3 protein-coding genes and 1 pseudogene are annotated in these 4,762 nt (G+C 70.8%); 2 read left to right on the top strand and 2 right to left on the bottom strand.

Annotation, left to right across the window (positions count from 1 at the left end; all coding sequences use genetic code 11):
* Nucleotides 1–440: arylamine N-acetyltransferase family protein (locus GTW67_RS22755; RefSeq protein WP_161166664.1), on the top strand; the 440-nt coding region annotated here is incomplete at its 5' end.
* A 9-nt stretch (nt 441–449) separates the two neighbouring features.
* On the opposite strand, the gene argS is transcribed toward GTW67_RS22755, so the two are convergent.
* Nucleotides 450–2,210 (bottom strand): arginine--tRNA ligase, encoded by a 1,761-nt coding sequence (gene argS / locus GTW67_RS22750; protein ID WP_161166663.1) that lies wholly within the window; start codon nt 2,208–2,210, stop codon nt 450–452.
* 163 nt (nt 2,211–2,373) lie between these two features.
* On the opposite strand from argS, the gene lysS reads away from it, so the two are divergent.
* Nucleotides 2,374–4,119 carry a lysine--tRNA ligase gene (gene lysS / locus GTW67_RS22745; RefSeq protein WP_161166662.1) on the top strand — a complete coding sequence of 582 codons (1,746 nt, stop codon included), beginning with the start codon at nt 2,374–2,376 and terminating at the stop codon, nt 4,117–4,119.
* Nucleotides 4,120–4,196: 77 nt separating this feature from the next.
* Here lysS and GTW67_RS22740 read toward each other — a convergent pair.
* A pseudogene (locus tag GTW67_RS22740) lies at nt 4,197–4,762 on the bottom strand (DUF2637 domain-containing protein); the annotation flags it as partial.

Raw genomic sequence — 4,762 nt, 5'->3', positions numbered from 1 at the left:
CCTTGCTGGAACCGGTGCCGCTGATCGCGGACACCGAGTTCCACGACGCCGGACGCCGGCACCGGCTGGTGCACGCGCCGGGCCGGGGGCCGCTGGCGACCTGGGTGCTCCAGGCGTACCTCGCGGGTGGCTGGGAGGCGCAGTACGCCTTCACCGTGGAGCCCTTCGAGCCGCCCGACTTCGAGGTGATCAACTGGCACATCGCCACGAACCCGCGGTCCCCGTTCGCCCGGCGCCTCTACGTGCAGCGCCTCACCCCGGACGCACACCTGCTCCTCGACGGCGACCGTGTCACCGAGACCCGCGCCGACGACGTGGGCCCCGGCCGGGTCCGGGTCTCGATCGAGGAACGCAGGCTCACGGGCGAGGCCGAGACCCGCCGGGTGCTCGCCGAGGACTTCGGCATCGACGCACCCGAGGGCCTCCGGCTCACCCGCTGACCGGCACGCTCAGAGCCGCTCGGGCGTCCTGATGCCCAGCAGCGCCATGCCCCGGTGCAGGGTGCGGGCCGTGACGTCGCACAGGAACAGGCGGTTCTCCACCTGCGCCGGCGTCTCGGCCTTCAGGACCGGGCACTTGTCGTAGAAGGACGTGTAGAGCGACGCCAGCTGGTACAGGTACGCGGCGAGCTTGTGCGGGGCGTACTCCGCGGCCGCCTCGAAGACCGTGTCCCCGAACGCGTCCAGGTGCAGGCCCAGCGCGCGCTCCGCCTCGTGCAGCGCCAGCTCCGGGTGGGCGGCGGGGCGGACCTCGCCGGCCTTGCGGAGGATGGACTGGATACGGGCGTACGCGTACTGGAGGTACACGCTGGTGTCGCCGTTGAGGGAGACCATCTGGTCCAGGTCGAACTTGTAGTCGCGGTTCGGCGACGTCGACAGGTCCGCGTACTTCACGGCGCCGATGCCGACCTGCGCGGCCCGCTCCTGGATCTCGTCCTCGGTGAGGTCCCGCGCCTTCTCCCGCACGACCTCGGCAGCCCGCTGCACCGCCTCGTCCAGCAGGTCCTCCAGGCGCACGGTCTCACCCGCACGCGTCTTGAAGGGCTTGCCGTCCGCGCCGAGCACCGTGCCGTAGGCCATGTTGTGCGCGGTGACCTCCTCGCCGAGCCAGCCGGCCCGGCGGGCGGTCTCGAAGACCATCTTGAAGTGCAGCGACTGACGCACGTCGACGACGTACAGCAGCGAGGTGGCGTGCAGGTCGGTGACCCGGTTGCGGATCGCGGTCAGGTCGGAGGCGGCGTAGCCGAAGCCGCCGTCGGCCTTCTGCACGATCAGCGGGACCGGCTGGTCGTCCTTGCCGCGGATCTCGTCGAAGAACACCACGAGCGCGCCCTCGGAGCGCACCGCGACACCCGTCTCCTCCAGGATGCGGGCCGTCTCAGGCATGCCGTCGTTGTACGCGGACTCGCCGACGATCTCGTCGTCGCGGATCTCCATGTCGAGCTTCTCGAAGACGGAGTAGAAGTAGACCTTCGACTCGTCCACGAACTGCTGCCACAGCTCCAGCGTCTCCTTGTCGCCGGACTGGAGGGCGACGACCCGCTTGCGGGCCCGCTCCTTGAACTCCTCGTCCGCGTCGAAGAGCGCGCGCGAGGCCTTGTACACCCTGTTCAGGTTCGACATGGCCTGCTCGCCGTCGACGTCCTCGGCCGGGGCCAGCTCGCCGGGGTGCTCGAACAGGTACTGGATGAGCATGCCGAACTGGGTGCCCCAGTCGCCGATGTGGTGCCGGCCGATCGTCTGCTCGCCGGTGAAGTCGAGCATGCCGCGCAGGGCGTCGCCGATGACCGCGGACCGCAGGTGGCCGACGTGCATCTCCTTCGCCACGTTCGGCTGGGCGTAGTCGACGACCGTGATCCCCGCGTCCTGCTTCGGCGGCACGCCGAGGCGGTCGCCGTCCGCGAGACGCGCGGCGAGGTTCCCGGTGATCGCCCGGTCGGCGACGGTGATGTTGAGGAAGCCGGGTCCGGAGACCTCGACGTCCTTGATCAGCTCGTCGCCGGTGGTGATGTGCGCGACGACCTCGGCCGCCAGCTCCCGCGGGTTGGCCTTCGCCTTCTTGGCCAGCGCGAGGATGCCGTTGGCCTGGTAGTCCGCCCGGTCGCTACGTCGCAGCAGCGGGTCGGCGCCGGCGGCCTCCGGCCGGGTGGCCGTGAGGGCGGACGCGAGCTGCTGCTGGACGGAGGCGGTGAGGGACGTGACCGAGGCCATGGAGTGGCTGCCGTTCTGCTCGGGTTCCTGGAAGTAGTACAGAAGCCGAGTATCCCATGCGGTGAAAAGCGGTTTTCGCGGATGCGGGCCGGGCTGGGAGAATGGAGCGGTCAGCCGTGCGACCCGTACCGGCTGCTCCCGGAGAAGTTTCAGGAAAGAGGACGTGCCGATCGTGGCTCAGAGCACAGAGACCACCGACTGGGTCTCCCGTTTCGCGGACGAGGTCATCGCCGAGTCGGAGCGTCGTGCCCCGGGCAAACCGGTAGTGGTCGTCGCGTCCGGACTCTCCCCCTCCGGCCCGATCCACCTGGGCAACCTGCGCGAGGTCATGACCCCGCACCTCGTCGCCGACGAGATCCGCCGCCGCGGCCACGAGGTCCGGCACCTGATCTCCTGGGACGACTACGACCGCTACCGCAAGGTGCCGGCCGGTGTCCCCGGCGTCGACGAGACCTGGGCCGAGCACATCGGCAAGCCGCTGACCTCCGTCCCGGCCCCGAAGGGCTCCCCGTACCCGAACTGGGCGGAGCACTTCAAGGCGGCGATGGTCGACGCGCTCGCCGAGATGGGCGTGGAGTTCGACGGGATCAGCCAGACCGCGCAGTACACCTCCGGTGTCTACCGCGAGCAGATCCTGCACGCCATGAAGCACCGGCACGACATCGACGCGATCCTCGCCCAGTACCGGACCAAGAAGGCCCCGGCGAGGAAGCAGCAGCAGAAGCGGCTCGACGAGGCCGAGGTGGAGGCCGCCGAGGGCTCCGGCGCGGCCGCCGAGGACGACGGCAGCTCCGGCGCCGGCGGGTACTTCCCGTACAAGCCGTACTGCGGCAACTGCGAGAAGGACCTGACCACGGTCACCGCCTACGACGACGACTCGACCGAGCTGACCTACGCCTGCACCGCGTGCGGCTTCTCCGAGACGGTGCGGCTGAGCGAGTTCAACCGCGGCAAGCTGGTCTGGAAGGTCGACTGGCCGATGCGCTGGGCCTACGAGGGCGTGATCTTCGAGCCCAGCGGCGTCGACCACTCGTCCCCCGGCTCGTCCTTCCAGGTCGGCGGGCAGATCGTCGGCATCTTCGGCGGCGAGCAGCCCATCGGCCCGATGTACGCCTTCGTCGGTATCAGCGGCATGGCGAAGATGTCCTCGTCCAAGGGCGGCGTGCCCACCCCGGGCGACGCCCTCCAGATCATGGAGCCGCAGCTGCTGCGCTGGCTGTACGCCCGCCGCCGGCCGAACCAGTCCTTCAAGATCGCCTTCGACCAGGAGATCCAGCGGCTCTACGACGAGTGGGACCGCCTGGACGCCAAGGTCGCCGACGGCACCGCGCTGCCCGCCGACGTCGCCGCGCACGCGCGTGCCGTGCGCACGGCCGCCGGTGAGCTGCCGAGGACGCCCAGGCCGCTGCCGTACCGGACGCTCGCCTCCGTCGCCGACATCACCGCCGGCCACGAGGACCAGGCGCTGCGCATCCTCAGCGAGCTCGACCCGGCGAACCCGCTGGGCTCGCTGGCCGAGGCCCGGCCGCGCTACGACAAGGCCGAGGCGTGGATCAACACCCACGTCCCCGCCGACCAGCGCACCATCGTCCGCGCCGAACCCGACGCCGAGCTGCTGAAGTCCCTCGACGAGCCGTCCCGGCAGTCGCTGCGGCTGCTGCTCGACGGGCTCGCCGAGCACTGGTCGCTGGACGGGCTCACCCACCTCGTCTACGGCGTGCCCAAGGTCCAGGCCGGGTTCTCCGCCGACGCCACGCCGAAGGAACTGCCGCCGGAGATCAAGACCGCCCAGCGGACCTTCTTCGCGCTGCTGTACCACCTGCTCGTCGGCCGCGACACCGGCCCGCGCCTGCCCACGCTGCTGCTGGCGGTCGGACAGGAGCGGGTGCGGACGCTGCTCGGGGAGTAGCCGCCCGGTTCCGGTACGACGGAGGGGGCGCCCGGTGTTCGCCGGGCGCCCCCTCCGTCGTGTCCACCGCACGCGGGTCAGGCGGGGTGGGTCTCCTCAAGCTCCGCGTTGTAGAGGTTCGTGAAACGGCCGACCATGCGCTTCGCCTCCTTCGGAGGGAGCACGATGCCGAACTCGGCTTGGACGTTCTCGCCGAACTCCCGCGGCGTCGGATAACCGCTGCCGGTGATCGACTTCTTGAACACCTGGTAGTACTCCTCCTCGACCGGCTCCGCGACCGGCAGGCCACCGCCCTCGCCCAGCTCACGGGTGCGGCCCGGGACGACGGGTATCGGGAAACTCCCGGTCTCCTCCGGCGAGGGCTCGTGGAGCGGCGGCTCCTCCTCGTACTGGTCCCGGTACTCGTCGGCCTGCTGCTGCTCCTCGTACCACTGGGCGTACTGCTCGGCCGGGTCGTACGTCGGGTCGTAGCCGCCCTGGTAGGCGACCTGGCGGGGGGTGTTGAACCAGGGGCTCTCTTCGGGGGCGTCGGGGGCGCCGGGGGTGCCGGAGTCTTCGGGCTGCGGCCCGGGGGACTGCTCGCGCTCCAGCTCCAGGCGCTGCTCGCTGGGAGGTGCCGCTGCGCCCACCCGTGCCGCCCCAG

It is taken from the genome of Streptomyces sp. SID5910 (assembly GCF_009862125.1).
Classification (GTDB): domain Bacteria; phylum Actinomycetota; class Actinomycetes; order Streptomycetales; family Streptomycetaceae; genus Streptomyces.
The sequence above is the reverse complement of the archived record's forward strand: the minus strand, read 5'-3'. Positions and strand labels throughout refer to the sequence as shown.